General features: G+C 74.9%; 26 protein-coding genes. 12 read left to right on the top strand and 14 right to left on the bottom strand.

Annotated elements, in window-relative coordinates; translation table 11 throughout:
• Positions 1-3 precede the first annotated feature (3 nt).
• On the top strand, positions 4-681 hold the full coding sequence (locus ACGF7U_RS23860) for a class F sortase (protein ID WP_393110087.1): 678 nt from the start codon (positions 4-6) through the stop codon (positions 679-681).
• A gap of 91 nt (positions 682-772) precedes the next feature.
• Here ACGF7U_RS23860 and ACGF7U_RS23855 read toward each other — a convergent pair whose 3' ends face one another.
• From ACGF7U_RS23855 to ACGF7U_RS23845, 3 genes are read right to left on the bottom strand one after another with little or no spacing between them, the layout of a single operon-like run.
• Positions 773-1087: an antibiotic biosynthesis monooxygenase gene (locus tag ACGF7U_RS23855; protein ID WP_350682892.1), complete on the bottom strand. Its 315-nt coding sequence runs from the start codon at positions 1085-1087 to the stop codon at positions 773-775.
• Positions 1088-1115: 28 nt separating this feature from the next.
• Entirely contained in the window at positions 1116-1913 is a 798-nt protein-coding gene (locus tag ACGF7U_RS23850; protein WP_393110085.1) for an exodeoxyribonuclease III, read from the bottom strand.
• Between the two features lie 37 nt (positions 1914-1950).
• The gene (locus ACGF7U_RS23845) at positions 1951-2871 is read right to left on the bottom strand and encodes a proteasome assembly chaperone family protein (protein ID WP_393110083.1); all 921 of its coding nucleotides are present in this window, start codon (positions 2869-2871) and stop codon (positions 1951-1953) included.
• 422 nt (positions 2872-3293) lie between these two features.
• Here ACGF7U_RS23845 and ACGF7U_RS23840 point away from each other — a divergent pair, with 422 nt between their 5' ends.
• The 3 genes from ACGF7U_RS23840 (at position 3294) to ACGF7U_RS23830 (ending at position 5195) form a co-directional block, all read left to right on the top strand.
• Positions 3294-4142: a peptidase M23 gene (locus tag ACGF7U_RS23840; protein WP_393110081.1), complete on the top strand. Its 849-nt coding sequence runs from the start codon at positions 3294-3296 to the stop codon at positions 4140-4142.
• A gap of 103 nt (positions 4143-4245) precedes the next feature.
• Positions 4246-4389: a hypothetical protein gene (locus tag ACGF7U_RS23835; protein WP_393110079.1), complete on the top strand. Its 144-nt coding sequence runs from the start codon at positions 4246-4248 to the stop codon at positions 4387-4389.
• Between the two features lie 38 nt (positions 4390-4427).
• Positions 4428-5195 (top strand): EcsC family protein, encoded by a 768-nt coding sequence (locus ACGF7U_RS23830; protein ID WP_393110077.1) that lies wholly within the window; start codon positions 4428-4430, stop codon positions 5193-5195.
• A 45-nt stretch (positions 5196-5240) separates the two neighbouring features.
• Here ACGF7U_RS23830 and ACGF7U_RS23825 read toward each other — a convergent pair whose 3' ends face one another.
• Together ACGF7U_RS23825 and ACGF7U_RS23820 are read right to left on the bottom strand one after the other, a co-directional pair.
• Positions 5241-6092, bottom strand: a complete 852-nt coding sequence (locus ACGF7U_RS23825; protein ID WP_393110075.1) for a GDSL-type esterase/lipase family protein — start codon at positions 6090-6092, stop codon at positions 5241-5243.
• A gap of 194 nt (positions 6093-6286) precedes the next feature.
• Positions 6287-6895, bottom strand: a complete 609-nt coding sequence (locus tag ACGF7U_RS23820; RefSeq protein ID WP_393110073.1) for an antibiotic biosynthesis monooxygenase — start codon at positions 6893-6895, stop codon at positions 6287-6289.
• Between the two features lie 162 nt (positions 6896-7057).
• Between ACGF7U_RS23820 and ACGF7U_RS23815 the strand changes: the two genes are divergently transcribed.
• From ACGF7U_RS23815 to ACGF7U_RS23795, 5 genes are all read left to right on the top strand, one after another.
• Positions 7058-7321 carry a DUF6343 family protein gene (locus ACGF7U_RS23815; RefSeq protein WP_357697619.1) on the top strand — a complete coding sequence of 88 codons (264 nt, stop codon included), beginning with the start codon at positions 7058-7060 and terminating at the stop codon, positions 7319-7321.
• A 12-nt stretch (positions 7322-7333) separates the two neighbouring features.
• Complete coding sequence (locus tag ACGF7U_RS23810) at positions 7334-8746, top strand: NADP-dependent succinic semialdehyde dehydrogenase (RefSeq protein ID WP_393110071.1); 1413 nt, start codon at positions 7334-7336, stop codon at positions 8744-8746.
• 81 nt (positions 8747-8827) lie between these two features.
• Entirely contained in the window at positions 8828-9793 is a 966-nt protein-coding gene (locus ACGF7U_RS23805; protein ID WP_393110069.1) for a TIGR03885 family FMN-dependent LLM class oxidoreductase, read from the top strand.
• Between the two features lie 27 nt (positions 9794-9820).
• Positions 9821-11395, top strand: a complete 1575-nt coding sequence (locus tag ACGF7U_RS23800) for a Na+/H+ antiporter (RefSeq protein ID WP_393110067.1) — start codon at positions 9821-9823, stop codon at positions 11393-11395.
• A complete protein-coding gene (locus ACGF7U_RS23795; protein ID WP_393110065.1) occupies positions 11392-11649 on the top strand; it encodes a UBP-type zinc finger domain-containing protein in 258 nt (85 codons plus the stop codon). Before ACGF7U_RS23800 ends, ACGF7U_RS23795 begins: the two co-directional genes overlap by 4 nt.
• A 31-nt stretch (positions 11650-11680) precedes the next feature.
• Here the strand turns inward: ACGF7U_RS23795 and ACGF7U_RS23790 are convergent, their stop codons facing one another.
• From ACGF7U_RS23790 to ACGF7U_RS23780, 3 genes are all read right to left on the bottom strand, one after another.
• Positions 11681-12214 (bottom strand): GNAT family N-acetyltransferase, encoded by a 534-nt coding sequence (locus ACGF7U_RS23790; protein ID WP_393110063.1) that lies wholly within the window; start codon positions 12212-12214, stop codon positions 11681-11683.
• 172 nt (positions 12215-12386) lie between these two features.
• A complete protein-coding gene (locus ACGF7U_RS23785) occupies positions 12387-13334 on the bottom strand; it encodes a hypothetical protein (protein WP_393110061.1) in 948 nt (315 codons plus the stop codon).
• A 223-nt stretch (positions 13335-13557) separates the two neighbouring features.
• Entirely contained in the window at positions 13558-16170 is a 2613-nt protein-coding gene (locus ACGF7U_RS23780; protein WP_393110059.1) for a glycoside hydrolase family 9 protein, read from the bottom strand.
• Positions 16171-16411: 241 nt separating this feature from the next.
• On the opposite strand from ACGF7U_RS23780, the gene ACGF7U_RS23775 reads away from it, so the two are divergent.
• On the top strand, positions 16412-17137 hold the full coding sequence (locus ACGF7U_RS23775) for a PP2C family protein-serine/threonine phosphatase (RefSeq protein ID WP_393110057.1): 726 nt from the start codon (positions 16412-16414) through the stop codon (positions 17135-17137).
• Between the two features lie 88 nt (positions 17138-17225).
• Here the strand turns inward: ACGF7U_RS23775 and hrpB are convergent, their stop codons facing one another.
• The 4 genes from hrpB to ACGF7U_RS23755 form a co-directional block, all read right to left on the bottom strand.
• Positions 17226-19847 carry an ATP-dependent helicase HrpB gene (gene hrpB, locus ACGF7U_RS23770; RefSeq protein ID WP_393110055.1) on the bottom strand — a complete coding sequence of 874 codons (2622 nt, stop codon included), beginning with the start codon at positions 19845-19847 and terminating at the stop codon, positions 17226-17228.
• Between the two features lie 28 nt (positions 19848-19875).
• On the bottom strand, positions 19876-20076 hold the full coding sequence (locus tag ACGF7U_RS23765) for a DUF397 domain-containing protein (protein WP_393110053.1): 201 nt from the start codon (positions 20074-20076) through the stop codon (positions 19876-19878).
• 38 nt (positions 20077-20114) lie between these two features.
• Complete coding sequence (locus ACGF7U_RS23760; protein WP_393110051.1) at positions 20115-20957, bottom strand: helix-turn-helix domain-containing protein; 843 nt, start codon at positions 20955-20957, stop codon at positions 20115-20117.
• Positions 20958-21239: 282 nt separating this feature from the next.
• Positions 21240-22067 carry a SigB/SigF/SigG family RNA polymerase sigma factor gene (locus ACGF7U_RS23755; RefSeq protein ID WP_393110049.1) on the bottom strand — a complete coding sequence of 276 codons (828 nt, stop codon included), beginning with the start codon at positions 22065-22067 and terminating at the stop codon, positions 21240-21242.
• Between the two features lie 372 nt (positions 22068-22439).
• Here ACGF7U_RS23755 and ACGF7U_RS23750 point away from each other — a divergent pair, with 372 nt between their 5' ends.
• Positions 22440-23168: a hypothetical protein gene (locus ACGF7U_RS23750; RefSeq protein WP_393110047.1), complete on the top strand. Its 729-nt coding sequence runs from the start codon at positions 22440-22442 to the stop codon at positions 23166-23168.
• Positions 23169-23173: 5 nt separating this feature from the next.
• Here ACGF7U_RS23750 and ACGF7U_RS23745 read toward each other — a convergent pair whose 3' ends face one another.
• Entirely contained in the window at positions 23174-24763 is a 1590-nt protein-coding gene (locus ACGF7U_RS23745) for a phospholipase D family protein (RefSeq protein ID WP_393110045.1), read from the bottom strand.
• Positions 24764-24904: 141 nt separating this feature from the next.
• Between ACGF7U_RS23745 and ACGF7U_RS23740 the strand changes: the two genes are divergently transcribed.
• Positions 24905-25033 carry a hypothetical protein gene (locus tag ACGF7U_RS23740; protein ID WP_393110043.1) on the top strand — a complete coding sequence of 43 codons (129 nt, stop codon included), beginning with the start codon at positions 24905-24907 and terminating at the stop codon, positions 25031-25033.
• 63 nt (positions 25034-25096) lie between these two features.
• Here ACGF7U_RS23740 and ACGF7U_RS23735 read toward each other — a convergent pair whose 3' ends face one another.
• Positions 25097-26083 (bottom strand): pirin family protein, encoded by a 987-nt coding sequence (locus ACGF7U_RS23735; RefSeq protein ID WP_393110041.1) that lies wholly within the window; start codon positions 26081-26083, stop codon positions 25097-25099.
• Between the last annotated feature and the right edge of the window lie 3 nt (positions 26084-26086).

The following is a 26086-nucleotide window of genomic DNA, read 5'->3' as shown; positions in this document are numbered from 1 at the left end:
GCCATGGCCGCCACGCCCGCCCCGCAGCCGTCCGCCGCAGCCTCGCGGCGGCGTCCGCCGCCCGGGCGCCGCCCCTGGTCGGTGCCGCTGGCCGTGCTGCTGGTGCTGGTCGGGGTCTTCGCCACCGGCGCGGGGCTCGGGCGCACCGCCGGGCCGCTCGACTGGGCCGCCGGTGCGGGGGAGTCGCGTTCGGCGCGCAGCGCAAGTGGCGCCCTGTCGGCCAGCCGGCCGGTGCGCCTGTCGATCCCGTCGATCGAGGTGTCCGCCCCGGTGGCGCCCGTGGGCCAGGCCCGGGACGGGTCGATCGGCGTCCCGCCGCTGGACCGGGCCGACGAGACCGGCTGGTACGACCGGGGCCCGACCCCCGGCGAGCCGGGCCCGGCGGTGATCGTGGGGCACGTGGACACCAAGCGCGGCCCGTCGGTCTTCTACGACCTGCACAAGCTGCGCCCCGGCGACCCGGTCGAGGTGACCCGGGCCGACGGGTCGGTCGTGCTGTTCCGCGTCGACTCGGTGGAGCACTTCCCGAAGGACCGGCTGCCGGCCGAGCGGGTCTACGGCGACGAGGGCCCGCCGGGCCTGCGCCTGATCACCTGCGGCGGCGACTGGCTCGGCGGCCGGACGGGCTACGCCGACAACGTCATCGCGTTCGCCACCCTGCTCTCCTCCCGCACCCCGTGATCCCGCTGCGCCGAGCGGGCCTGCGCGCTCGGCCGGCCGCGTCGCTGCCCGTGCGGGAGGGCAAGGCGGCGCTGCGCCGGACGGGCGCGGGTCAGGGGCGCGGCGGCACCTGCTGGACGACCTCGAACTCCAGGAGGCTGGCGCCCGAGGCGACCGGGGGACGCCGCTCGCCCGTGCCGGCGTGCGCGGCGCGGGCGGGGCCGGCCGCCCACGCCTGGTACGCCTCCTCGCTCTCCCAGCGCGTGTAGACGAAGTAGCGGTTCTCCCCGGCGACCGGGCGGAGCAGCTCGAAGCCGAGGAAGCCCGGGGAGTTCTCCACGGCGCCGGCCCGGGCGGCGAACCGCTTCTCCAGTTCCTCGCCTGCGCCGGGAGGGACGTCGATCGCGTTGATCTTCACGACTGCCATGGCTCCACCCTAGTCACGGCGGCGGGGCTCAGAACGACTCGACCGCCGGAACGAGGTCGGCGTCGACCACGATCGGGGCGTGGTCGGACGGGCCCTTGCCCTTGCGGGCCTCCCGGTCCACGTACGCCGAGCGGACCGCCCGGGCGAAGGGCGCCGAGGCGTACACCAGGTCGATCCGCATGCCCTTGTTCTGGTGGAACATCCCGGCCCGGTAGTCCCAGTAGGTGAACGGGTGTGGCCCCTTCATCGGCGTGGGCACCACGTCGGAGAGGCCCAGGTCGCGCAGCTCCGCGAGGGCCGCCCGCTCGGCCGGGGTGACGTGCGTGGAGTGGGTGAACACCTGCGGGTCCCAGACGTCGGCGTCGGTCGGGGCGACGTTGAAGTCGCCGCAGACCGCCAGCGGCAGCCCGCTCGCCAGTTCCGTCTCCAACGCGTCCCGCAGCGCCGCGAACCAGGCCAGCTTGTACGCGTAGTGCGGGTCGTCCGGCGCCCGGCCGTTCGGCACGTACACCGACCAGACGCGCACCCCGTCGCAGGTGGCGGAGATGGCCCGGGCCTCCGGCTCGGGGAAGCCCGGCTCGTCGGGGAACCCCACGACCACGTCGGCCAGGCCGACCCGGGACAGGATGGCCACCCCGTTCCACCGGCCGTCGCTGTGACTGGCCACGGTGTAGCCCAGCTCGCCCACCTCGGCCACCGGGAAGGCGCCGTCCGGGCACTTCGTCTCCTGCAGGCAGACGACGTCCGGCCCGGTGCCGGCCAGCCAGTCCAGGAGCCGGGGCAGGCGGGCCTTCACCGAGTTCACGTTCCAGGTCGCCAGGCGCATGGGTCCAGCCTGCCCCATCCGCGCCCGCGCCGCCGCGTCAGCTCCCCGGGGTGTCGCCCGGGCGGGTCTGCTCGGCCAGGAACCGCTCCAGCTCCGCCCCCAGCTCGTCGGCGGTGGGCAGCGGCGCGGCCTCCGGGGCGAGCAGGCTCCGTTCGCCCCGGCCACGCGCGAACGCGTCGTACTGCTCCTCCAGGGCCTGCACGAGCTGGGCGGCCTCGTCGGTCTGCGCGACCTGCCGGTCGATCTCGAGCCGGACCACCTCGGCCGCCGAGCGCAGCCCGTCGCGGGGCAGCAGCAGCCCGGTGCTGCGGGACACTGAGGCGAGCAGCACCTCGGCGGCGGCCGGGTACTCGGTCTGCGCCACGTAGTGCGGCACGTGGGCGGCGAAGCCCAGGGCGTCGCGGCCCAGCTCGCCGAGGCGGAACTCCAGCAGGTGCCCGACGCTGCCCGGCACCTGCACCCGCTGCAACCACGGCTCGTAGCCGGCGATCAGCTCGCGCCGGGTCGCGTGCGCGGTCACCCCGGCGGGCCGGGTGTGCGGCACGGCCATCGGGATCGCGTTGAGCCCCACGGTGAGCCGGACGTCCAGCCGCGCGGCGAGCGCGCCGACCGCGGCCACGAAGCGCTCCCACTGCAGGTCCGGCTCCGGGCCGGTGAGCAGCAGGAAGGGCGTCTCGTCGTCGTCCTGGAGCAGGTGCAGCTCCAGCGCCGGGGCGTCGTACGACTCCCAGTGGTCCTCGACGAAGGTCATCACCGGCCGGCGCGAGCGGTAATCGAAGAGCTGGTCGACGTCGAACCGGGCGATCGGGCGGGCGTCCAGCGAGGTGAGCAGCTGCTCCCTGGCCAGTCGGGTGGCGCTGCCGGCGTCGACGAACCCGGTGAGGGCCTGGATCAGGACGGGCTGACCGAGGTCGGGCAGCTCGTCGGTGAGTTCGTAGAGCTCGTGTGGGTCGAGCACCGGTGCGGACCTCCCTGGTCGTGCGTACGGGTCGCCGTGCGGGGACGGCACCCCGTTCGGGGAACGTACCCGCCATCCTCGTGCATTCCTGCCGGCGACTCCCCGGGGGTCACCGGCAGGACCAGCAATCGGGGCGTATCCCCGCAACTCCACCGTCGGGCGTCAAGCAATGGCTGCGAGGTGGACCAGCCTATCGGCCGAAAGGGTGAGTTTGGGGATCATGGGCCGAGTGCCGGTGGTACGTCCGTGTTGCGTACGCGGAGGGGCGCGCTGATCCGGCCGCGAGGTCTGCCCGGTCCGCGAGGTGCGTCCCGCCGGTCGCCCGGAACGGTCGGGGCGTCCCGCGCTCGGGGCCGATTTCGTGAAGAACGCCACCACATCACCCCAGGTCATCGCAGTTTGCGTCTGTCTAGCCTCGGCTGATGCGTGACGACCGCACCCTCGACCACCAGATCACCCCCGGTGACCCGATCGACCGTTCGGACGATACCCCCTCGCACGATCGGTCGGCCGGCATCCGCTCCGCCGGGGCGTACGCCCGGATGCTGCTGCCCGGGCCCGTCCGGGCCCGGGTCGCCCTCGCCACCGGCGTGCTGTGCTGCCTCGGCCTGGCCGCCGTCGCCGAGGGCGCCCGGGACGACTCCGCCGACGCGGCCCCCGTCGCCGCCCCGTCCGTGCTCGCCGAGCGCGCCGAGCCCGACCCGGCCTCCCGCAACCTGGAGCGCCACCCCGCCACCGCCAGCCCGACGCCCGCCAGCCCGACCCCCGCCGCCGACCCGGACACCACCCCCGCCCCGAAGAAGACCAAGCGCAAGCCCGTCGACCCCGCTCCCGTCGCCGGTCTCGACAACGCCCAGATGGAGAACGCCGAGGCGATCGTGCGCACGGGGCGGAAGATGGGGATGCCCCGGCGGGCGCTGGTGATCGCGGTCGCCACCGCGATGCAGGAGAGCAACCTCTACAACGTCGCCAGCGGCGTGCTCCCCGAGTCCCAGAACTACCCGCACCAGGGCATCGGTTGGGACCACGACTCGGTCGGGCTGTTCCAGCAGCGCTCCAGCAGCGGCTGGGGCGAGGTGGGGCAGCTGATGGACCCGGAGTTCGCCACCCGGCAGTTCCTTTCCGCGCTGGCGCAGGTGCCCGGCTGGCAGCAGATGCGGCTGACCGACGCCGCCCAGGCGGTGCAGGTCTCCGCCTACCCCGAGCACTACGCCAAGCACGAGTGGCGGGCCACGGAGGTCGTCGAGGCGATCCTGGAGGCCGGGCAGTAGTCTTCCGGCGGCCACAGTGGACGGTTGTGGTTCGGGCGTACGGGGTACAGAGGTTGTCGGACCGAGGTACACATGGAAGAGGCACCACCGACTGGAGGACGACATGTCTCTGATGCAGCGGATCAGCACCTTCCTGCGTTCACCCAAGGGTCAGCAGCTGGTCGACCGCGGCCGGCGCGAGCTGGCCAAGCCCGGCACCCAGCAGAAGCTGAAGGGCCTGGCGGCCAAGTTCCAGAACCGCCGCTGACCCCCGACGACGACCTCTCCGACCCCCCGGGAGACCCCGTGACCGATTCCGCGCCCGCCGACGGCCAGCCCGCCCAGCCCGCCGCGGGAGCGCCCCAGCCGCCGACGGTGGTGCCGGCGCCCCCGCAGGAGGTCCCGGAGGCGCCGCCGCTCAAGCTCTGGGACCGGATGCGGGAGGATCCGCAGTACGCTCCGGAGCACCTCGCCCTGGAGGCCGTGCGCCGGCTGGGGCCGGAGGCGGCGCAGTGGGCCGCGCGGGCCCGGGCCGAGCAGCCGGCCTGCTCCGCCGAGGCCCTGGCGGAGCAGGCCGTACGCAAGTTCGTCAACCACGCCCGGCTCTCCGGCGCCGTCTCGGGCGCCGCCGGGCTGCCCGGCGCCGTGATCGACGTGGGCGTGCTGGCCTGGACCCAGGCCCGGATGGTGCTGCACATCGCCGCCGCGTACGGCGTCGACCCGACGCACGCCGACCGGGCCACCGACCTGCTGGTGTTGCAGAAGGTGCACAAGGTCGCCGAGAGCGCCCGGCTCGCGCTCGGGGTGGCCGCCGGCCGGGAGCGCGCCGGCGCCCTGTTCGGCAGCGGCGGGCAGAACCCGCTCGGCAAGGTGATGCTGCGCCTGGGCGTACGACTGGCCCAGATGGCCGGCGTGCGCGCCGCGAAGCGCGTCTTCGCGAAGGTGGTGCCCGGCGCGGCGATCATCCTCGGCACCTGGGCCAACTCCTCGGCCACCAAGGACCTGGCCGCGCGCTCCCGCGCGCTCTACCGTCAGCACGGCGGCCCCGCCGTCCCCGAGCCCCGCCGGCCCTGAGCGCTCCCGGGCGCGCCGGCGCGCGGGGGCGGGGCGGCCGGCGGGTCAGGAGCCGAGGCCCGAGGCGCGCCAGGCCACGTCGGCGAGCCGGTCCTGGCCGGCGGCGTTGGGGTGGAACCAGTCCAGCGGGTTGACCAGGTCCAGGCTGAACCGCACCCGGTGCACCGCCCCGCCGTCGTACCGGCAGCGCGAGCCGTACGCCCTGCAGGCGGCGGCGAGCTGCGCGTTGTAGTCGTCGATCCGCTCCCGGACGGTCGCCCGCCGGGCCCGGTCGAGCGGGTCCGCCGACTCCGGGTTGGCCAGCAGCGCCGGGCAGACGCCCCGCTTCCACGCCCGGACCGCCCGCTTGTCGGTGTGCCCGACCTCCCAGAGCCGGTACAGGTCCGGGATGCTCACCACCAGGACCCGCGCCTTCGGCCGCCCCTGCCGCAGCACCCGCAGGCCGCGGTCCACCTCGGCGCGGAACCGCGTCACGGGCGTCATCGCCTCGATGCCGCCCCGGCACACGTCGTTGGCGCCGATCAGCACCGTCACGTGGTCGACGCGGTCGCGTACCGCCTGCTGGGCCTGCCCCTCGAGGGACGCGGCGCGGGCCCCCGGCCGGGCGTGGTTGTGGGCCCGGCCGCGGATGGCGGGGTCGCGGTCGAGCAGCCGGCGGTAGAGGCTGTCCACGCGCAGCCCGTCCCCGGTCGACCAGGAGTTGCGCTGGCACGAGGTGAGCACCAGGCAGGAGCCGAAGCCGGTGCTGATCGAGTCGCCGAGCGCCGCGATGCCGCCGGACGCTCCGGGCGACGGCGTCTGCCGGGGCGGGCGGGAGCCGGGCTCCCCACCGCCCTCGCAGGCGAGCGCGACCAGTGCCAGCAGGCAGGCGACGGCGGTGACCCAGCGTCGAGGCATCTCTTCCCCAGTCCCGCAGCGGAGAGCAACAGCGCGGTAACTCTACGCGCGGGCCGGGGCCGGATCGGCCGCTGCTGTCGGCTATGCGGCACAGACCTGTCCCGAAGCGCCTCGGCGTGCTAGCGGCCGGCGCTCCGGGCGTTCGGCACCGGATCCGCCCGGCTCGTCGGGATGCGCCGCCGGGCGTCGGCCGGTCAGCGGGCCAGCCGCCACGGCGGCGGCTGCCCGTGCAGCCACCAGTGCAGGGCCCGGGTGATCCGGGGCAGCACCAGGTAGGTCATCAGCGGCGTCAGGGTGAGGGTCATCAGCAGCACCCGGCCGGCCAGCGGCACCCCCGGCAGGAAGCGGCTGGTCAGCAGCGTCGCGGTGAGGCTGAGCGGGAAGAACGCCAGCCAGATCGTCACGGCCTGCTTCCAGCGCGGCGGGGACGGCGGCGGCACGGCCGGCTCGGCGCTGACCGGCACGGTCTCGACGTGCTCCCGCGGCGGGTCGAACCAGCCCTCGATCCCGGTGCGCCGCTCGACCCGGGTGTGCTCGACGATGCCCTGCGCGGAGGAGAGCCACCAGTGCCGCTGCGGCGACTCCTCCCACCGGCGCAACGTCTCGTGGTCGGCGAAGCGGTAGATGATGTGCCACTCGCCGGAGCCGGGCGCGCTGCGTACCCAGCCGGACCCGAGGAACCCCGGGAACGCCTCGGCCAGCGCCGTGCCGGCCCGCATCCAGGCCACCATCTCGCTGGTCCGGGCGGGATCGGTACGCCGCGCGACGGCGACGGTCACCGGCAGCGCGTGGGTCGTGGTCATGCCGACCATCCTCCCCGGCCGGAGCGGGAACGGGCGGCTCACGGCGCACGGGTGTAACGCACCTTACCGGCGGGGTGACGTGGCCCACCCGGCCCGTCGCCCGCACCGCGCGGGGCACCGGCGGGGCGGGTTAAGCCGGCCGATCGGGGGTAGGTCGGTGCAATGACGAGATCGCAGCCCCGGCGCGCCCGTGGCACGGTCGGCCACGCCTACAGCGCCCTGAACATGCGGCTCCTGCTCGCCGGGTTCGGGCTGGTCACGATGGCGGTCTTCGCGGTGCTGGCGTTCCGTGCCGACCTGGTGTGGCTGGGGGTCCTCTGCGTGGTCTTCGCGGTGGTCGCCGTGGTCGACCTGGTCATCATCCAGCGCCGCCGTGCCGCCCGCCGCCGGGAGGAGCCGGGCGCCCGCCACTCACTCTTCGAGTGACAGGAGTACGAGATGCCCATCGCGACCACCAACCCCGCCACCGGACAGGTGCTCAAGAGCTACGACCCGATGTCCGAGGAGCAGGTCGACGCCGCCATCGAGCGCGCCGACCTGGCGTACCGTCAGTTGCGCGACACCACGGTCGCGCAGCGCGGGCGGTGGCTGACCGCGGCGGCCGACCTGCTGGAGGCCGACCGCGACGAGACGGCCCGGCTGATGACCACCGAGATGGGCAAGACGTACGCCGCGGCGAAGGCCGAGGTCACCAAGTGCGCCGCCGCCTGCCGCTTCTACGCGGCGAAGGCCGCCGAGTTCCTCGCCGACGAGCCCGCCGACGCGGGGGCGGTCAGCGCCACCCGGGCGTTCGTCCGCTACCAGCCCATCGGGCCGGTGCTCGCGGTGATGCCGTGGAACTTCCCGCTCTGGCAGGTGATGCGCTTCGCCGCGCCGGCGCTGATGGCCGGCAACACCGGCCTGCTCAAGCACGCCTCCAACGTGCCGCAGACCGCGCTGCTGCTGGAGGACCTGTTCCGCCGCGCCGGCTTCCCGGAGGGGGCGTTCACCACGCTGCTGGTCGGCTCGGCCGAGGTCGACCGGGTGCTCAGCGACCCCCGCGTACGCGCGGCGACGCTGACCGGCAGCGAGGGCGCGGGCCGCTCGATCGCCCAGATCGCCGGCCGGGAGCTGAAGAAGACCGTGCTGGAACTCGGCGGGAGCGACCCGTTCGTGGTGATGCCGTCGGCCGACCTCGACCGGGCCGCCGAGGTCGCCACCACCGCCCGCTGCCAGAACAACGGCCAGTCCTGCATCGCCGCCAAGCGGTTCATCGTGCACGCGGACGTCTTCGACGCCTTCGCCGAGCGGTTCGCCGCGAACATGTCGGCCCTGCGGGTCGGCGACCCGATGGACCCCGACACCGACGTCGGCCCGCTGGCCAGCGAGGGCGGCCGCGACGAGATCCACGCCCAGGTGCGCGACGCGGTCGACAAGGGCGCCACCGTGCTCTGCGGCGGCGAGCCGCCCGCCGGCCCGGGCTGGTTCTACCCGCCGACGGTGGTGACCGACCTGCGGCCGGAGATGCGGATGTGGTCCGAGGAGGTCTTCGGGCCGGTCGCCGGTCTTTACCGGGTGTCGTCGTACGACGAGGCGGTCGAGGTGGCCAACGGCACCTCCTTCGGGCTCGGGTCGAACGCCTGGACCCGCGACCCCGACGAGCAGGAGCGCTTCGCCGCCGACCTGGACGCCGGCAACGTGTTCGTCAACGGGATGACCACGTCCTATCCGGAGCTGCCCTTCGGCGGGGTGAAGAACTCCGGCTACGGCCGGGAACTCTCCGCGCTGGGCATGCGGGAGTTCTGCAACACCAAGACCGTCTGGGTGGGCGAGGGGGCAGCCACGGCCGGCGCGGGCGCGCACGCCGAGTAGCCCTGCCCGTGCCCACCCGGTCGGGCGGCGACGGGCGGGAACAGCTTTAGCCGGACACCGTCATGGGTAGGGAGTGACGCCATGACGGTGTTCGGCTTCCACGCGTCCCACGAGCAGATCCATCCCCGCGCCCTGCTGGACGCGGTGATCCACGCCGAGCGGGCCGGCTTCGACGCCGCCATGTCCTCGGACCACTTCTCGCCCTGGAGCGAGCGGCAGGGCCAGTCCGGCTTCGCCTGGTCCTGGCTCGGCGCCGCCCTCCAGGCCACCAACCTGCCCTTCGGCGTGGTCAACGCGCCCGGCCAGCGCTACCACCCGGCGATCATCGCGCAGGCGATCGGCACCCTCGGCGCGATGTACCCGGGACGGTTCTGGGCCGCGCTGGGCACCGGCGAGGCGAGCAACGAGCACATCACCGGCGACGGCTGGCCGCGCAAGGACGTCCGCGCCGCCCGGCTGCGCGAGTGTGTGGACGTGATCCGCGCGCTGCTGGCCGGCGAGGAGGTCAGCCACGACGGCCTGGTCCGGGTCGACCGGGCGAAGCTGTGGACCCGGCCCGAGCAGCCGCCGGCACTGATCGGCGCGGCGGTCAGCGTGGCCACCGCCCGCTGGTGCGCCGAGTGGGCGGACGGGCTGATCACCGTGAACGCGCCGACCGCGCACCTGCGGCAGATGATCGACGCGTACCGGGACGCCGGTGGGCGCGGGCCGCTGCACCTGCAGGTGCACGTGAGCTGGGCGCCGGAGCAGGCCGAGGCCGAGCGGATCGCGTACGACCAGTGGCGCAGCAACGTCTTCGCGCCCCCGGTCTGCTGGGACCTGGACACCGCCGAGCACTTCGACGCGGTCTCGGCGCACGTGCCGATGGAGAAGGTCCACGAGGTCGTCAACGTCTCCGCGGACCCGGGCCGGCACGTCGGTTGGCTGGAGGAGTACGTGGGCCTCGGCTTCGACCAGATCGCCCTGCACCACGTCGGGCAGGAGCAGCGGGACTTCATCGACACGTTCGGCGCCCAGGTGCTGCCCAAGGTGCGCAACGCCGGGTGAGCGGGGGTGCCCCTAGGCTCGTCCCCCATGGAAGCTCTGTTCGACGTCGTCGTCTTCCTGGCGATCGCGACGCTGGGTGCGGCCCTGGCCCGCAAGCTGGGCCTGCTCGCGCCGATCCTGCTGGTGGTGCTCGGCCTCGTCCTCGCCTTCGTGCCGGGCTTTCCGCAGGTGCGGCTCGACCCGGAGCTGGTGCTCGTGGGCATCCTGCCGCCGCTGCTCTACGTCGCGGCGCTCGAAACGTCGGTGCCGGCGTTCCGGCTCAACCTGCGGCCGATCCTGCTGCTGGCCGTCGGGCTGGTGATCTTCACCGCGTTCGCGGTCGGCCTCGTCGTACACCTGATGCTGCCGGCGGTGCCGTTCGCGATCTGCCTGGCCCTCGGCGCGGTGCTGGCGCCGCCGGACGCGGTCGCCGCCACGGCGGTGGCCCGGCGCATCGGGCTGCCCCGGCGGGTGGTGACGATCCTGGAGGGGGAGAGCCTGCTCAACGACGCCACCGCACTGGTGCTGCTGCGGATCGCCACCATGGCCACCGTCGGCGGTGCGGTCGGCGTCACCGAGGTGGCCGTCGAGGTGGTCACCGCCACGGGCGGCGGCATCGCGATCGGCGTGCTCGGCGTGGTGGTCTTCGGCTTCCTGCACAAACGCGTCACCGACCCGCTGCTGGACAACGCGCTGTCGCTGATCATCCCCTTCGCGGTGGCCTTCGCCGCCGAGGCGGTCCACGCCTCCGCCGTGGTCGCGGTCGTGGTGACGGGCCTGGGACTCGGGCACAAGCTGCCCCGGCTGATGTCGGCCGCGTCCCGGCTCCAGGTCGGGGCGTTCTGGCGGCTGACCCGGTTCCTGCTGGAAGGGCTGGTCTTCCTGCTGGTCGGCCTCCAGTTGCCGCAGGTGCTGCGGGAACTCGACGAGCCGGCCGGCTTCCTGGCCGCGATCACGGCGGCGGTGCTGGTGACCGTCTTCCTGACCCGGTTCGTCTGGCTCTTCCCGGCCACCTACCTGGCCCGGCTGGTGCCCAAGGTCCGCAACCGGGAGCCAGCGCCGTCGCCGCGCTACCCGATCGTGCTGGGCTGGGCCGGGATGCGCGGGGTGGTCACCCTGGCCGCCGCGCTGGCCCTCCCGCTCACCCTCGCCGACGACCGGCCGTACCCGCGCGCGCTGTTCGTCTGGCTGGCGTTCGCGGTGATCGTGGTGACCCTGGTGGCGCAGGGCGCCACCCTGCCGATGGTCGCCCGGCGGCTCGAACTGCCGCCCGACGACCCGGTGCAGGACGCGCTCTCTGCCGCCGGCGTGCAGCAGCAGGCCAGCCGGGCGGCGCGGGAGCGCCTCGACGCGCTGGCCGACACCGCCCCGGCGGCCGTCGTCGAGCGGCTGCGCCGGCTGCTGGACGACCGCACCAACACGGCCTGGGAGCGTCTGGGCGGCGCCGCGCGGGAAACGCCGTCGCAGGCGTACGGTCGCTTGCGGCAGGAGATGATCGACGCCGAGCGGGAGGTGTTCCGGGCCGCCCGGGACTCCGGTCGCATCCCCGAGGAGGTGCTGGTGCGGGCGTACCGGGACCTGGATCTGGAAGAGTCGTTGCTGCGCCGGGAGGTCGTGGAGTGAGTTGTCAGCACCTGACCGGGGCGGGCGACGCCGCCCCGGAGACCACCGACGCGTGCCCGGAGTGCGTGGCCATCGGCAACGACGACTGGGTGCACCTGCGGTCCTGCCTCACCTGCGGGCACGTCGGCTGCTGCGACTCCTCGCCCTACCAGCACGCCACACAGCACTTCGCCGCCACCGCGCACCCGGTGATGCGGTCGATCCAGCCGGGGGAGACCTGGCGCTGGTGCTTCGTGGACGAGGAGATCGGCTGAGCCCGCGCCCGGAGCCGGACGGCGCGCGAAGTCAGGGCAGGCGGCGGGCGAGGACCTGCCCGGGCCACGGGTCGCGGCCCGGCCGCTCGACCGTGAACGGGTCGGTGGGGGTGAAGCCCTGTCGCTCGTACCAGCGGACCAGCGCGCCGTCCCCGCCCGCGTAGCAGTCGACCCGGAGCAGGCCGAGGCCGCGCCCACGGGCCAACTCCGCGGCGTGGGCGAGCAGCCGGCCGCCGATCCCCGAACCGCTGTGCGCCCGGTCGGTGACCAGCAGGTTGACGTACAACTCGGGCTCGGTGGCCGGCGGCACGTACTCCGTCGCCGCGCCCACCACCAGCGCGCCGACCGGCCGGTCGGCGAGCATCGCCAGCCACAGCCCGCCACTCGTCGCCCAGGCGTCGGCCTGGGCGATCCGCCGCGGATCGGTGGAGGCCGGCTCGGTGCCCCACTGGCCGGTGCGGCCGCGCGCCACCAGCCAGGCGGTCGCGTCGTCGAGCAGCCGCAGCACGGCGGGCGCGTCGGCCGGGCCACCGGGACGCAGGGTGGGACTCCGCTGCTCGGTCATGGTGGGCATCGTGCTACAGCGGCGAGCGTCGATTGCCGCCGCGGTCGTGCGCCGGCAGGGAGGCGTCCCGCGCGGGCCGGCCACACCTCGACCGCCGCCACCGCGAATGCGCGGCGCCCGCCGCCGGACCGGTCGGCGGGGCCGGTCAGCGCGGCGAGGTGCCGGGGGCCGGTCAGCGCGGCGGTTGTCGGGGGTCGTCCGGCGTGGCGGGGCCGGTCAGCGCGGCGAGTCGCTCGGTGGCCAGGCAGGAGATCAGACAGCGTTCCTTGTGGTCCCCGACCAGCCGCGCGGTCCAGTCCGTGAAGCCGCCGTCGCCGAGTTCGACCTCGTCCGCGCCGTCCCCGGCGGTGATCCGCAGCGCGGCGTCGACGTAGTAGCCCCGGCCGCGTCGGCGTTCCGGCTCGTCCACCACCGGCACGGCGGACGGGGCGAGCGCCGGCCGGACGGTGTCAGCGATCCGCTCCGCGACGACCGGGCTGTCGAACACGGTCAGGCGCAGGCGCGCCGCCGCCCCGGGCGCCAGGGCGGCGAGCACCCGCTGCCAGTAGGCCAGGTGCAGGGTGAGCAGCCGGGCCTGGGTGCTGCCCGAACCGCTGTCGCGGGCGCTGGAGACCAGCGCGAGGAGCCGGAAGTGCGCCGAGGCTCCCGGCCCGAAGTCCTGCGCCCGCAGCACCCGGTGGCAGGCGGCCAGGTGGACCGCGCCGTCGGCCCGCCGTTCCCGGCGGCGGACCGCGGCCTCGATCGCGAGGGCATTGGTGGGATCGCTGAGCACCTCGGTGAGCCGGAGAGTGGTGACGATCCGGTTCTGGCTCACCGGCGCGACCGCGGCGCAGGTCCCGAGCGGCGCGACGGGGGAGAGGTCGACGCCCGCGAAGTCGTCCGGCAGCAGTTCCCACAGGCGGGCCTCCACGCGGGCCAGCGTGCGCGGGTCGGCCGCCGCCGGGCGGGTGAACCGGTCCGTTCGCCAGCGGCGGACCAACTCCGCCGGGCGTACCGCCGCCGCCCGGTCGCGGGCCACCGCCAGCAGCAGCGTGCGCAGGTCGGCCGGGGCCAGGCCGGCCAGCGCGGCCCGGGCGCCGTCGGGCAGCCGCCCCCACACCCGCCGCTCCGCGTCGTCCATGCCGGCCACCATGTCGTACGCCCGAACGCCCCGTCCACCGAAATCGCCGGGCGGTCGACTCGGTCAGGTCGGGGCGGGCAGGCGACGACTTCGGGGAAGTAGTGCTCTCCCGCTGTGGGGAGACCACCACTTCCCCGATGGTGCGCGACCGTGGCCCGGGCGGGCCGCGCGATCGCCCGGCCGGGCCGGCGGTGGAGCGCCGGGCCCGGCCGGGCGGGGCGGGTCAGGAGAGCGTGCAGGCCGCGCCGTTGACGGTGATCAGGCCGGGCGCCGGATTGGCGCCGCCACCCGTCACCGCGTTGAAGCCGAAGGTCACCGTGCCGCCGGGGGCGATCCGGGCGTTGTACGACTCGTTCCGCGCGGTCACCGTGGCCCCGGCCTGCGTCACCTTGGCCAGCCACGCCTCGCGTACCTTCTGGTCGCCGGTGAAGGCGAACCTCGCGGTCCAGCCGTCGACGGCGGTGGCGCCCGTGTTGCGGATGGTCACCTGGCCGGTGAAGCCGGCGCCGCCGTGCCAGGCGCCGTAGTTGGTGTACGTGGCCGTGCAGGTCGGCGCGGGCACCGCCCCGGCGTCACCCTGGTCGGCGAGGAACGAGGCGATCCAGGCCAGCGCCGAGTTCCAGTTGATCGCCACCTCGTTGGTCGCGTACGAGTTGATGTCGTCGACGTAGCAGAACATCGGCTTGCAGCCGGCGAGCAACTTGGCGGCGAACGGGTCCTGCAGGGCGGCGTTCGGGCCACCGGCCAGCGAGCCGGCGGGCGGCCTCGGCAGGTCCGGGTCGAGTTGGTGGCCGAAGATGCGGCTGTGCTGGTTCTCGGCCGCGTGCTCGCCCCACCCGGTCACGTACGAGATGTTCAGGGCGTTGCGACCGAGGACGTAGTCCATCGCCTGCACCGCCCCGTCCCGGTACTTCGCGTCCCGGGTCAGGTCGAAGGCGGTGGCCAGCACGATCGCGTTGTTGATGACGTTGCTGTTGCCGCCCCAGAAGTAGCTGCCCGGGTCGCCGGGCATCGGCAGCCCGTACGCCTGCCGGCCCAGCTCGGCGAGGTGGGCGTCGGCGGCGGCGGTGACCGAGGCGCGGATCCGGCTCAGCTCGGCGGCCGGCAGCCCGTTCGGCACGGTGGCGAGGTCGAGCCGGCCCAGCGCGGCGACACCCTGCCAGCCGAACCCGCGCGGGTCGAAGACGTCCCCGGTGTGGTGCGGCGACGCGGTCAGGTCCGCCAGGTACGCCTGCTCGCCGGTGGTCAGCCACAGCTCGACGGCCGCCCAGTAGAACTCGTCGGTGACGTTGGTGTCGTCGTACGCCCCGCCGCCGGTGCTGTCGGTGGGGCTGGCGTACCGCGCCGGGTTGGCCTTCGCCGCGGCGTAGGCCGTCTTCGCCGCGGTGTCGCAGCGCTTCGCGAAGGTCGCGTCGTAGGGGGCGAACAGCCGCGCGCACTGGGCGGCGACGGCGGCCAGGTTGAGGGTGGCCGCCGTGGACGGCGGGTGCAGCTCACGCGGCTCGGGGTCGTCGTGCGGGGCCAGCGGCAGCCCGGTCCAGTTCCGGTCGTGGATCTTGTGGTGCGCCATGCCGGCGAGGGGTTTGCCGGCCGGCACCTGCATCCGCAGCAGGAACTCCAGCTCCCAGCGGGCCTCGTCGAGGACGTCCGGCACGCCGTTGTCGCGCTCGGGGACCCGCAGCGTGCCGTCGCCGAGGGCGGCGCCGTGGCCGGCGCTGGCCGCCGTCCTGGTCCGCTCGAAGGTGTTCAGCAGCTGGTAGGTGGCGATGCCGCCGTTGACCACGTACTTGCCGTGGTCGCCGGCGTCGTACCAGCCGCCGCGCACGTCGAGGGAGTAGTCGCAGACGCCCGGCTGGCAGGGCACGGAGGTGTCGCCCTGGTTGGGCGCGACGCCCAGGTGCCCGGCCGGGCGGGCGTACTCGGCGCCGATCAGGTCGCCGTCGATGGCGATGCCGCTGCGCTGGGCGTAGAAGAACTGGAGGGAGTCGGAGCGCAGCCGGTCGTAGAGGGCGCCGGAGATGTCGAAGGGGTGGCTGGTCTCGCCGTCGACGACCAGGGTCAGTCCCGATCCGGGGGTCCGGTACGACGAGAAGTCGACCGTCTGCACGTTCTGCCCGGAGGCGGCGTCGACGCCGCGCGGGGTGGTGGTGCCGCTGGCGAGGACCGCGCCGCCGGCCGACCGGAGCTGCCAGGGCAGGGCGTCGGTCGCCGACGTGACGACGGTGGCGTTCTTCGGCCCGCCGGGCAGGTAGCCGACCTGGTTGACCCGCACCCGCGGCCCGGTGTCGGGCACGTACGGCTCGGGCGGGTCGCCGCCGCGCAGCGAGACGTCGTCCAGGCAGACGGTCTGCTCGGCCGCGCCGCCGCCGACCTGGAAGATCAGCTGGGCGGCCGGGTTGCCCTCGGCGACCGTGAACGTCTTCTCGACCCGCTGGGCGGTGCCACCGGCGGCGGCGTCCACGCTGGCGTACGTGGTGTAGGGGGCGCTGCCCAGTTGCAGGACGGCCTTGACCGCCGTGCCGGGCGTGGCGGAGACGTCGAAGCCGAGGGTGTACTCGGCCCCGGCGACCAGCGGCACGCCGTCCTGGCCGATGCCGGCGTCCCAGGGGTTGGCCAGGCCGCCGGGGACCGTGGTGCAGAGCCGGCCGTCGGTCACCCCCAGCGGGCCGGTGCCGTAGGAGAACCAGGGGGACACGCCGGCGCTGAAGTCGCCGTTGTCGATCTGTTCGGGGGCGTCGGGGGGCGGCTCGGCGTGGGCCGCGCCGGCGGTGGCGCCGGTCAGGGCGATGGTGGTCGCGGCGGCGAGCAGCGCCAGGCGGCGTCGGGATGGCGTCACGGGTGGTCCTTCCGGACGACTGCGGGGGACGGGGTGTGGCGGTGGCGCGGTGGCGGCAATGCTGGGAGCGCTCCCAGATATGGCCCCGATGTTTCCAGTGCTCCCGGCCCCTGTCAATCGATCCGGCTGGATGACCTGTGGTGCCCGCGAAGGGCCGGCGACAGTGAGATTCGCCGCGCGACGCGCCGAGGTCCTGATCTCCTAGAGACAATTGCGCCCTCGGCCTGGCAGGCTGCCACCCATGACCCTGAAGCTACGTTCCGTGGGAACGAGCGACCGTGGGCTGATCCGCAGTGGGAACCAGGACGCCCTGCACGCCGGCACCTGGCTCGTCGCCGTCGCCGACGGCATGGGCGGGATGGCGGCCGGCGACCTGGCCAGCGCGATCACCATCGACGCGATCGCTCCGCTGGACGTGGAGACCCCGGAGGACGCGCTGGTGGCCGCGCTGCAGAGCGGCATCGAGCTGGCCACCGCGCGGATCCGCCAGGCGGTCGCCGAGGATCCGGAGCGGCAGGGCATGGGCACCACACTGACCGCCCTGCTCTTCGCCCGGACGGGCAGCTGCCTGGCCCTCGCCCACGTCGGCGACTCCCGCGCCTACCTGTTCCGAGAAGGGGTGCTCAAGCAGATCACCCGGGACGACACGTTCGTGCAGCTGCTCGTCGACCAGGGGGTGATCACCCCCGACCAGGCCAGCAGCCATCCCCGCCGGGCCGTGGTGACCCAGGCGTTGCAGGGCGACGAGGTGTCCCCGGCGTACGCGACGATGGTGCCCTGGGCCGGCGACCGCTGGCTGCTGTGCAGCGACGGCCTGTCCAACGTCGTCCGCCCGGACACGCTCGCCGAGGTGCTCGCCGAGCACCCGGACCGCGCGGAGTGCGCCCGCAGGCTGATCGACCTGGCACTGCGGGCCGGCGGGCCGGACAACGTCACGGTGGTCATCGCCGACGTGGTCGAGGAGTGAGCGAGCCTTCGCGGGCGAGCCGACCGGCTCGGCGCCCGGAGCCTCATGACGTCGGCGAGCGCGGGGGCCGCGACGGCGCGAGGCCGGGTCAGCGCCGGCGCGGGGTGGCGTGCCGGGTGGGCGCGGCCGTGGTCGGGTCCTCCGGCCATGGGTGACGCGGGTAGCGTCCGCGCAGCTCGGCCCGCACCTGCGGATAGCCGGTGCGCCAGAAGGACGCCAGGTCGGCGGTGACCGCCACCGGCCGCCCGGCGGGGGAGAGCAGGTGCAGCAGCACCGGCACCCGGCCGTCGGCGACCCGCGGCGCGTCGCGCCAGCCGAACGTCTCCTGGAGCTTCACCGCGAGCACCGGCGCCGCCGGGTCGGCGTAGTCGATCCGGATCCGGGAACCGCTCGGCACGGTGATCCGTTCCGGGGCGACCTCGTCGAGCCGCGTCGCCAGCGACCACGGCAACAGCCGGCGCAGCGCCCCGGCGACGTCGACCCGGGCCAGGTCGGCCCGGCGGCGGGCCGTGGCCAGCTCCGGGCCGAGCCAGGCCGGCGCGTCGGCGAGCAGCGCCCCGTCGCTGACGTCGGGCCAGTCGCCGCCCAACGCGTGCCGGCAGAACGCCAGCCGCCCGCGCAGCGCCAGCGCCGCCGGGGTCCAGGTCAGCAACCCGAGGCCGCCGCGGCGCAGGCCGGTCAGCAGGGCCGCCGCCACCTCGTCCGCGCCGGGCCGGGCCGGCCGCTCGGTCAGCTCGATCGCACCCAGCCGGACCACCTCGCGGGCCACCACGTCCTCGCCGGACCAGCCGACCTCCCGCTCGGCGCGCAGCAGCGGCCCGCCCGCCTCCCGGGCGGTCGCCTCGTCGAGCGGGGTGGCCAGCCGCACCCGGGCGGCCGGCGCGCCGGGGGCACGGTCCGCCACGGCCACCGCCAGCCACTCGGCGCCCGCCAGCCCCGACCCGCGCGCCAGCTCCGCCGCGGTCCCGCCGCTCATCAGGTACGCCGAGCCGCCCGGTCGCCGCGCCCGGGCCAGCCGCTCCGGGTGGGCCAGCCCGACCAGCAGCCCGGCGGCCAGGTCGTCGGGCAGGTCGCCCCGGCGCGGGTTCTCGACCGGGTCGAAGCCGGCGGTGGGTCGCGTACCGCCGGCGCTCCCGGCCGCCGCCGCGTCGGCCCCGGCGGTCCGGGGTGCCCGGCCGGGCCGCCTCGCCGTCGCCGAGGGGGCCTCGGGCAGGGCGGCGCGCAGCCGGCGTACCTCCGATCGCCAGCGGGCGGTGGCGCCCGGGTCCGTGCCCGCGCGCAGCCGGCGCCAGGCGGCGACCAGGTCGTCGCCCGGCCCGGCGACGGTGTCCTCGGCGAGCAGCGCCACGACCTCGGCCGCGCGCTCCGCGCCCACCCGGGGCGCCCCGTCGAGCAGCGCCCGGGCGAGCCGGGGATGCGCACCGACGGCGGCGATCGCCCGGCCCCGGTCGGTGATCCGGCCCTGCCCGTCGACCGCGCCGAGGGTGGCGAGGGCGTCGCGGGCCACCGCCATGCCCGCCGGCGGGGGCGGGTCCGGCAGGGCCAGCCCGGCGCCGTCCGGCGACCCCCAGGCGGCCAACTCCAGGGCGAAACCCGTCAGGTCGGCGGTGGCGATCTCCGGCTCCGGCTGTGCGGCCAGCCGTTCGTGGGTGGCCGCCGACCAGCAGCGGTAGACGTGTCCGGGTGCCTCCCGCCCGGCCCGGCCCGCCCGCTGGGTCGCCGCCGCCCGGGACACCGGCACGGTGACCAGCGCGCCCAGGCCGCGGGCCAGGTCCAGCCGGGCCACCCGGGACAGCCCGGCGTCCACCACCACCCGGACCCCCGGCACGGTCAGGCTGCTCTCCGCCACCGAGGTCGCCAGCACCACCCGCCGCCCGTCGGCCGGGCGCAGCGCCGCGTCCTGGTCGGCGGCGCGCTGCCGGCCGTGCAGCGGGAGGAGCGCGACCGCGTCGCGCAGATCGGCCAGCCGGCCCGCGACCGCGGCGATCTCGCCGGCCCCGGGCAGGAAGACCAGCACGTCACCGTCGCGCTCGCGCAGCGCCCGGCGCACCGTCGCCGCGACGTGGTCGAGCAGGCCCCGATCGACCGGGCCGGCGCCGGGCGCGACCACCGGCCGGGGCGGCGGCGCCCAGATCCGGGTCACCGGGTGCAGTGCCGAGGACGCCCGGACGATCGGCGCGGCGCCGCCCGCGCCGCCGAGCAGCGCGGCGAACCGGTCCGCCTCGGGGGTGGCCGACATCGCCAGCAGCCACAGGTCGGGCCGGAGCGCGGCCCGGGCCTCGACCGTGAAGGCGAGCGCCAGATCGGCGTCGAGGTGCCGCTCGTGGCACTCGTCGAGCAGCACCGCGCCCACCCCGGCCAACTCGGGGTCGCGGTGCAACCGGCGGACCAGCAGGCCGGTGGTGACGACCTCGACCCGGGTACGCGGACCGCCGCGGCGCTCGCCGCGCACGGCGTACCCGACGCGCTCGCCGACCGGTTCGCCGAGCAGCGCGGCCATCCGGCGCGCCGCCGCGCGGGCGGCCACCCGGCGGGGCTGGGCGACCAGCACCCGGCCGGTCACCTCGTCGGCCACGGCCAGCGGGGCGAGGGTGGTCTTGCCGGTGCCCGGCGGGGCCACGAGCACCCCGGTCCCGGCCGCGCGCAGCGCCGCGACCAGCCGGGGCAGCACCGGCCGCACGGGCAGGTCGAGGGGCACGTCCGAGAGCACGGCCCAGTCTCGCACCGCCCGCCGCGGCTCAGGCGGGGCGCACCCCGTCGAGGCCGTCGACGAAGGCCCGCCAGGCCGGCGCGGGGAACGCCAGCACCGGACCGCCCCGGTCCTTGCTGTCCCGGACGGCGATCCGGCCCTCGACGCCGGCGACCTCCACGCAGTTGCCGTTGCCCACGCTACGGCTGCTGGTGCGCCACCGGGCACGGGTCAGGTCGAGCGCGGTCATCGCGGTACCCCCGTCTGTGCGGCGTGCCGCGTCAGCGGTCACGCAAAGTAACGAGAAGCTTCCGTCAGGCGCGCCAACGACGCCTCCGGACCGAGTGCCAGCCGGCACAGCTCCTCGTGCACAAGGCTATACCCGCGCACGTGCTCGGCCCCCTCCAGAGCCAGTCCCATGGTGAGGTTTTCCAGGTAGACCACGGTGGCGTCGGCGGCGTCGGCGAACGTGAGGACGACGTACGGCGCGTTCATCGCCGGGTGCCCCCCGGCCGAGAACGGAAGTACCAGGAGCGTCACGTTCGGTAGTTGAGCGACCTTCGCGAGATGGGCCATCTGGTCGGCCATCACGGCGTTGCCGCCGATCGGGCGGCAGAGCACCGCCTCGTTGAGCACCACCGACAACTCGACCGGACTGTCGCGGTGCAACACGTTCTGCCGGTGCAGCCGCGCGGCGACCTTGCGTTCGATACCGTCCTCGCCCGCGGTGCGCCGGAAGACCTCCCGCGCGTACGCCTCGGTCTGCAGCAGCCCGGGCACCGCCTCGGCCTCGTACGTGCGCAGCGTCGCCGCCTCCGCCTCCAGTCCGACGTAGAACTCGAACCACTCCGGCAGCACGTCGCTGTAGTTCTGCCACCAGCCGCGCTGCTGCGCCCCACGGGCGATCTCGATGAGGGCCTCCGCGTCCGCCCCCGTCACCTCGTACAGGGCGAGCGCCGCCCGCACGTCGCGCGGCTTGATGCCGATCTGCGCGTTCTCGATGCGGGACAGGTTGCTCTTGGACATGTCCAGTTGCCGGGCGGCGACGTCCAGGGTCATCCCGGCTCGCTCGCGCAACTGGCGGAGTTCCCGGGCGATGCGGCGTCGGCGGACGGTGGGGCTCGCGGTCACCCTCCGAGTCTGTCACGACAAGATCCGCAGGTCGCATGAGCACAGGGTGCAACTTCCATTGATGGGAGTGCGTTGCGGATCGTGCGGGTGGGGCCGGAGGAGGCGCGGCCGTTCGCGGGGCCCATCGCCGAGGCGTTCACGGCCATCGACGCCACCCGGGCCGGCCGCTGAACGACGACGGCCGGGCCACCTGCGAGGTGACCCGGCCGTCCGCCGAATGGCTGCCGTGGGTCGGACACGGCGAGGGCCGGGCCCGCCGGCCCGGCCCTCGCCCACCACCCTCTAGTACGTGCCGTCGAGCTGCCCTCGCAGCTTGGTCAGCGCGCGGGCCAGCAGCCGGGAGACGTGCATCTGCGAGACGCCGATCTGCTCGGCGATCTGCGACTGCGTCAGGTTGCCGTAGAACCGCAGCGTGAGGATCTTCTGCTCCCGCTCGTCCAGGGTGGCCAGCGCGGGCCCGAGGGCGACCCGCAGCTCGGCCAGCTCGAACTCGCCGTCCTCGCCGCCGAGCATGTCGCCCAGCTCCGTCGCGCGGTCGCCGTCGCCCGTCGGCGTCGAGAGCGAGACCGCGTTGTAGGCGCGGGCGCCCTCCAGGCCCTCCAGGACCTCTTCCTCGGTGAGCTTGAGGTGGGCGGCGATGTCGGCGACCGTCGGCGAGCGGCCGAGGGTCTGCAGCAGCGAGCTGTTGGCGTCGGAGATGGCCAGCCGCAGCTCCTGGAGGCGGCGCGGCACCCGGATGTCCCAGGTGCGGTCGCGGAAGTGCCGCTTCAGCTCGCCGATGATGGTCGGGATGGCGTAGCCGGCGAAGTCGACGCCCCGGGAGGGGTCGAACTTGTCGATCGCCTTGATCAGGCCGACGGCGGCGGTCTGGGCCAGGTCGTCGGTGGGCTCGCCGCGACCGCTGTAGCGGTGGGCCAGGTGGTTGGCGAGCGGCAGCCAGGCCTCGATCGCCTTGTCGCGCAGGGCGGCGCGGGACGGGTGGTCGGCCGGCAGCGCGGCCATCGCGTTGAGCAGGTCGGCGGCGCTGTCGGTGAGCGCTCGCGGGTCGAGCTTCTCGGTGGTGTCCGGCGTCGCTGTGGCCGTCTGCTCGCTGATCGTTGGCGCGGTCATGGGTGGTCCTCCCTGCACCTCGTCCGCGGATAAAAGACGTGACGCTTTGGTTTAGCTTCAGATGTACGTTCGGAAGTCACCTTAGCCCGATCGGTCCGAGGAAATCTAGCCGAAAGTACGATGTACTCAAGGGATTTTCGCCTGCATAGGCGGCGCATGGGGCAAATCTCCATCGTATTGTGAGGCCGGTTACGCCACGCGGACGGTCAGGCGATGCCGACCAGACATCGACGTACGGGAGTCCGGGAGGGTCGCGGGCCCGGCCGAGCGGTCCGCCGGGCGCGGACGACCGGCCGTCAATGTCGGCTTTCCGTCGTTGTCCCGTACACGGGACCGGCCGTAGCGTGCGGGTACATCCCTTTCGGAGGTGCCGTGCTCGACCCCGCCGCCCCCCAGCTCGTCCTGAACAGCCGCACGCTGTTCTTCAGTTGGCTGCCGGCGGATCCGGACGCGGTCGCGGCGCTGGTGCCGCCCGGGCTGACCCCGCACCCGGACCGCCAGGTCTTCATGAACCAGTACGTCGTCGACGACGAGAGCCAGACCTCCGGGTTCGGCGCCTACTCGCTGACGTACCTCGGGGTGTGCCTGGCCGGCGTCGACGCGCCCGGCGGACGCAGCCCCGGCGGCTGGTGGACGCACTACGTGACCTCGAGCGAACGGATTCGCGACTACGCCGCCGCGCGCGGCGCCCCCGCGGTCGTCGGCCGCACCGGGATCGAGAGCCACGGCGGGAACCTGGTCGCCGAGACGGAGATCGGCGGCGTGCCGCTGATCCGGGCGCGCTGCCAGGTCGGGGAGACGGACCAGACGATCACCAGCGGCCACCACCGCTACTTCACCGCCCGGGACGGGCAGTTGCTCAGCGCCGTGTACCCGTTCGTCGCCGAGCCGGTGAACCCGTTCGTGATCGAGTCGGTGGAGTTCCTGGACCCGGGGCACCCGCTCTACGCGCTACGCCCGGAGAATCCGCTCACGATCGGCTTCGGCTTCTTCTCCCCGCGCGCCTCGTTCGCCTACCCGGGCGGCCTGACCGTACACACTCCGGACCCCGGCGTCGCGGCCGGGCGCGCCCGGACCGGCGCCGTCTCCGTGTCGGCGTAGCCGCCTCACCAGGTGCCCGCCCGGCGTGCCCGCAGCGGTCGCCCGTCGGGGTCGTACACCAGCCGGTAAGCCGGCAGCGCCCAGGCCCGGGTGTACCAGGACAGCCGCTCCGGCCGGTGCGGCAGCAACCGGCCCGGCGGCCGCGGGCCGACCCGCCCGGAGTCGTGCCACCGGCGCAGCGCGTCAGCGGCGGCGGTGATCGCCGCCACGGCGTCGGCCGGGTCGAGCAGGTCGGCGTCCTCGCCGCCGTCGGGGTCGCGGTCCAGGTGCTCGCGCCACAGCCGCAGCCGCAGTTCCCGGGCGAAGACCCGGGCCCCGTCGCCGAGACCGGCCGGGTCGGCCGGCGCCCGGCCGTCGCGGGTGTCGTCCAGCACGGCGCAGGAGAGCTCGCTGTCGTGGGTCCAGGACCGGCGGTTGAAGTTGTCGCTGCCGACGCTGGCCCAGACGTCGTCGACCACGCACACCTTGGCGTGCACGTAGACCGGCGTGCCGGCGTGGTTCTCCACGTCGAAGACGTGCACCCGGTCCGGGGCCGCCCGCTCGCACAGTGACAGCGCCTGCTCGCGGCCGACGGAGTTCGGCGGCAGCGCCAGCCGGCCGTCCACGTCCGGATAGCGGGGGACGACGGCGACCAGGTGCAGGTCGGGATTGTCCCGCAGCGCGCGGGCGAAGAGGTCGGCCACCTCCGTGGACCAGAGGTACTGGTCCTCCAGGTAGATCAGCCGGCGGGCCCGGCGGACCGCCTTGGTGTAGCCGCGGGCCACCGTCCGCTCGCCGTCCGGGGCGAAGGAGTAGCGGGGGCGGACCGTCGGGTAGGTCCGCAGCACCTGCACGTGGTGCGGGCCACAGGGCGGCGGGTCGGCCGGCTGGTCCGGCAACGGATCGGGGCGCAGGTCCGCGCCGCGCAGCCGGTCCCGCACGTACGCCAGGGGGTTCTCCGAGTCCAGCGGCATCGGGTCGGTCCAGCGTTCGCGGAAGGTGGTGTCCAGCGCGCCCACCACCGGCCCCCGCACGGCGAGCTGCACGTCGTGCCAGGGTGGGCGCTCGCCGTAGCGGGCGGACATCCGCACCGCCTGCGGGTCGCCCCGGTGCCCGGCGTCGTCACGCCGGCTGTGGCACAGGTCGATGCCGCCGGCGAAGGCGATGTCCCGCTCGGGCGCGCGGGGGTGCCGCAGCACCACCAGCTTCTGGTGGTGCGAGCCGCCCCGGCGTACCCGCTGGTCGAGCAGCACCTCGCCGCCGGCGGCGGAGATCGTCTCGCTCAGGTCGCGGTTCTCCGCCTCGCTGTAGGCCAGGGCGTCGAGGTGGGAGCGCCAGACGAGGCCCTTGACCACCACGCCGCGCTGGGCGGCCCGCGCGAAGAGCTGGGCCACCGTCGGCCCGTCGGGGCGCATCCGCTCGTCCGGGTCGCCCCGCCAGTCGGTGAAGAAGAGGTGGTCACCCGCCTCCAGTGCCTCCACCTCGTCGACGAGCCGGTCGAAGTACGCGGCACCGTGAATTAACGGCTCGGCAAGGTTTCCGCTGGACCAGACGGGTAACTCTGACCCCGGGTTGGCGCGTTCCCGTGCGCTGAGGAACCAGTTGTGCGGTGCCATCGTTCCAGCCCCCCGAGGTCGACGACGTCCTCACGGTAGGACCCCCGTCGCGGGTCCGCATCCCGACCGGCGCCCCGGCGGCCGGCCGGCCGACCCCCGACACCGCCCGATCACGACGCGAGGAACCGAGGAGGCAACACCATGCCCGGCGAGCCGACGAACTCCGTGACCGAGTACCGCGAGCAGGCGGTGGAGAGCGAGCGGGGTGCGCTGGTGGCGGTGTTGCTCATGGTGATCCTGGGCGTCGCCGGCATCTTCGCCGTCTCCTGACGCCACGCCGACGCGCCGGTGGCGCCCCGGTGCGTACCGGGGCGCCACCGCCCGCGCCCGGGCTCAGGGTCGAGGCCCCTGGCCGCCGGTGTGCGGCAGCCGTTCGGCCGGAACGACACCGAGCCGGCCGGCCTGGAAGTCCTCGAACGCCTTGAGCAGCTCGTCGCGGGTGTTCATGACGAACGGGCCGTAGTGCGCCACCGGCTCCCGGATCGGCTCGCCGCCCATGATGTAGAGGTCGAGCGCCGGGGTGTGGCTGTCCTGGCGCGCGTCCGCCGCGAAGCGCAGCGCGTCGCCCGGGCCGTGCACGGCGAGCTGCCCCGTGTGCACCGGCCGCCCGTCGGTGCCGACCGTGCCCCGGCCGCCCAGCACGTAGACCAGGGCGTTGAAGTCCGGTCGCCACGGCAGGTCGACGCGCGCGCCCGGCTGCACGGTCACGTGGGTGATGGTGATCGGGGTGTGGGTCGAGCCGGGCCCGCGGTGCCCGGCGATCTCGCCGGCGATCACCCGGATCAGCGCGCCACCGTCCGGGGTGGTGAGCAGCGCCGCCTCCCGGCCGCGGATGTCCTGGTAGCGGGGTGGGCTCATCTTGGCCACCTTCGGCAGGTTGACCCAGAGCTGGGTGCCGTGGAACAGTCCGCCGCTGGTCACGAGGTGCTCCGGCGGCGCCTCGATGTGCAACAGGCCGCTGCCGGCCGTCATCCACTGGGTGTCGCCGTTGGTGATGGTGCCGCCGCCGCCCTGCGAGTCCTGGTGGTCCATGATCCCGTCGATCATGTAGGTCACGGTCTCGAAGCCGCGGTGCGGATGCCAGGAGGTGCCCTTCGGCTCGCCCGGCGCGTAGTCCACCTCGCCCATCTGGTCGAGGTGGATGAACGGGTCCAGCTCGCTCAGCGGCACGCCGGCGAAGGCCCGGCGGACCGGGAAGCCCTCGCCCTCGTAGCCGCTCGGGGCGGTGGTCAGCCGGCGGACCGGCCGGAACGCGGTGGACTCGTCGAGCCGGGGCAGGCGCGGCAGGACGAGCACGTTGTCGACGGTGATGGCGGGCATCGG

It is taken from the genome of Micromonospora sp. NPDC047670, assembly GCF_043204915.1.
In the GTDB taxonomy this organism is placed as follows: Bacteria; Actinomycetota; Actinomycetes; order Mycobacteriales; family Micromonosporaceae; genus Micromonospora.
This window is presented reverse-complemented; position numbering and strand designations above follow the sequence as displayed.

Coding starts and splice junctions, on each gene's coding strand:
- ACGF7U_RS23860 (WP_393110087.1), top strand. CDS start 4: ATGGCCGCCACGCCCGCCCCGCAGCCGTCCGCCGCAGCCTCGCGGCGG.
- ACGF7U_RS23755 (WP_393110049.1), bottom strand. CDS start 22,067: ATGACCGCGCCAACGATCAGCGAGCAGACGGCCACAGCGACGCCGGAC.
- ACGF7U_RS23825 (WP_393110075.1), bottom strand. CDS start 6,092: ATGCCTCGACGCTGGGTCACCGCCGTCGCCTGCCTGCTGGCACTGGTC.
- ACGF7U_RS23800 (WP_393110067.1), top strand. CDS start 9,821: ATGGAAGCTCTGTTCGACGTCGTCGTCTTCCTGGCGATCGCGACGCTG.
- ACGF7U_RS23840 (WP_393110081.1), top strand. CDS start 3,294: ATGCGTGACGACCGCACCCTCGACCACCAGATCACCCCCGGTGACCCG.
- ACGF7U_RS23855 (WP_350682892.1), bottom strand. CDS start 1,087: ATGGCAGTCGTGAAGATCAACGCGATCGACGTCCCTCCCGGCGCAGGC.
- ACGF7U_RS23765 (WP_393110053.1), bottom strand. CDS start 20,076: ATGACCGCGCTCGACCTGACCCGTGCCCGGTGGCGCACCAGCAGCCGT.
- ACGF7U_RS23745 (WP_393110045.1), bottom strand. CDS start 24,763: ATGGCACCGCACAACTGGTTCCTCAGCGCACGGGAACGCGCCAACCCG.
- ACGF7U_RS23805 (WP_393110069.1), top strand. CDS start 8,828: ATGACGGTGTTCGGCTTCCACGCGTCCCACGAGCAGATCCATCCCCGC.
- ACGF7U_RS23775 (WP_393110057.1), top strand. CDS start 16,412: ATGACCCTGAAGCTACGTTCCGTGGGAACGAGCGACCGTGGGCTGATC.
- ACGF7U_RS23785 (WP_393110061.1), bottom strand. CDS start 13,334: ATGGACGACGCGGAGCGGCGGGTGTGGGGGCGGCTGCCCGACGGCGCC.
- ACGF7U_RS23820 (WP_393110073.1), bottom strand. CDS start 6,895: ATGACCACGACCCACGCGCTGCCGGTGACCGTCGCCGTCGCGCGGCGT.
- ACGF7U_RS23810 (WP_393110071.1), top strand. CDS start 7,334: ATGCCCATCGCGACCACCAACCCCGCCACCGGACAGGTGCTCAAGAGC.
- ACGF7U_RS23740 (WP_393110043.1), top strand. CDS start 24,905: ATGCCCGGCGAGCCGACGAACTCCGTGACCGAGTACCGCGAGCAGGCG.
- ACGF7U_RS23835 (WP_393110079.1), top strand. CDS start 4,246: ATGTCTCTGATGCAGCGGATCAGCACCTTCCTGCGTTCACCCAAGGGT.
- ACGF7U_RS23790 (WP_393110063.1), bottom strand. CDS start 12,214: ATGACCGAGCAGCGGAGTCCCACCCTGCGTCCCGGTGGCCCGGCCGAC.
- ACGF7U_RS23850 (WP_393110085.1), bottom strand. CDS start 1,913: ATGCGCCTGGCGACCTGGAACGTGAACTCGGTGAAGGCCCGCCTGCCC.
- ACGF7U_RS23735 (WP_393110041.1), bottom strand. CDS start 26,083: ATGCCCGCCATCACCGTCGACAACGTGCTCGTCCTGCCGCGCCTGCCC.
- ACGF7U_RS23815 (WP_357697619.1), top strand. CDS start 7,058: ATGACGAGATCGCAGCCCCGGCGCGCCCGTGGCACGGTCGGCCACGCC.